Origin of the sequence: Streptomyces sp. NRRL F-525 (genome assembly GCF_000716605.1) — a bacterium.
Taxonomy (GTDB): domain Bacteria; phylum Actinomycetota; class Actinomycetes; order Streptomycetales; family Streptomycetaceae; genus Streptomyces.
The window spans coordinates 1-1100 of sequence record NZ_JNXE01000111.1 but is presented as its reverse complement, the minus strand read 5'-3'; the positions used below and the strand labels follow the sequence as shown (position 1 = coordinate 1100).

The following is a 1100-nucleotide window of genomic DNA, read 5'->3' as shown; positions in this document are numbered from 1 at the left end:
GTCGTACACCTACTTCACCTGGCGCAACACGAAGCAGGAACTCACCGAATACCTCAGCGAGTTGTCGGGGGAAGCCGCCGCCTACATGCGGCCGAACCTGTTCGTGAACACCCCGGACATCCTGCACGAGTTCCTCCAGGACGGCGGCCGCCCCGCCTTCGAACTGCGGGCGGTGCTCGCCGCGACCCTCGCTCCGACGTGGGGGGTGTACAGCGGGTATGAGTTGTGCGAGAACACACCGTTGCGGCCCGGCAGCGAGGAGTATCTGGACTCCGAGAAGTACCAACTCCGTCCCCGCGACTGGGTGTCGGCCGAGCGGGAAGGACGTAGCATCGCGCCATTGCTGGGCAAGCTCAACGACATCCGGCGCCGCAGCCCGGCGTTGCGGCAGTTGCGCGATCTCCACTTCCACGATGTGGATCAGGAGGCGGTGATCGCGTACTCGAAGCGCAGCGGTTCGAACACGGTTCTGGTGGTCGCGAACCTCGACCCTCACCACACCCAGGAGGCCACGGTCTCGTTGGACATGCCGCAACTCGGCCTGGAATGGCACGAGTCGGTGCCGGTGCGCGACGAGCTCACCGGCGAGACCTATCACTGGGGCAGGGCCAACTATGTGCGCCTGGAGCCGGGTAACCGGCCCGCACACATCCTCACCGTCCCCCGAGTGGTTCAAACGCGCCGTCTTCTACGAGGTCCTGGTCCGCTCCTTCCAGGACAGCAACGGCGACGGCGTCGGTGACCTCAAGGGCATCACCGCCAAACTCGACTACCTCCAGTGGCTGGGCGTCGACTGCCTCTGGCTGCCACCGTTCTTCAAATCCCCCCTGCGCGACGGCGGTTACGACGTCTCCGACTACACCGCCGTACTCCCCGAATTCGGCGACCTCGCCGACTTCGTCGAATTCGTCGACTCCGCCCACCAACGCGGCATGCGCGTCATCATCGACTTCGTCATGAACCACACCAGCGACCAGCACCCGTGGTTCCAGGAGTCGAGAAAAGACCCCGACGGGCCCTACGGCGACTACTACATGTGGGCCGACGACGACAAGCAGTACCCCGACGCCCGCATCATCTTCGTCGACACCGAAGCCTCC

Annotated in this window: 1 protein-coding gene and 1 pseudogene; both read left to right on the top strand. The window is 64.8% G+C overall.

Annotated features, from left to right (window positions below; translation table 11 throughout):
* Window positions 1-667 (top strand): annotated as a pseudogene (locus OO69_RS48085) (alpha-1,4-glucan--maltose-1-phosphate maltosyltransferase); the annotation flags it as partial.
* On the top strand, window positions 615-1100 hold a 486-nt coding region (locus tag OO69_RS49250; protein WP_037831922.1), incomplete at its 3' end, for an alpha-amylase family glycosyl hydrolase. The pseudogene OO69_RS48085 and the gene OO69_RS49250, both read left to right, overlap by 53 nt.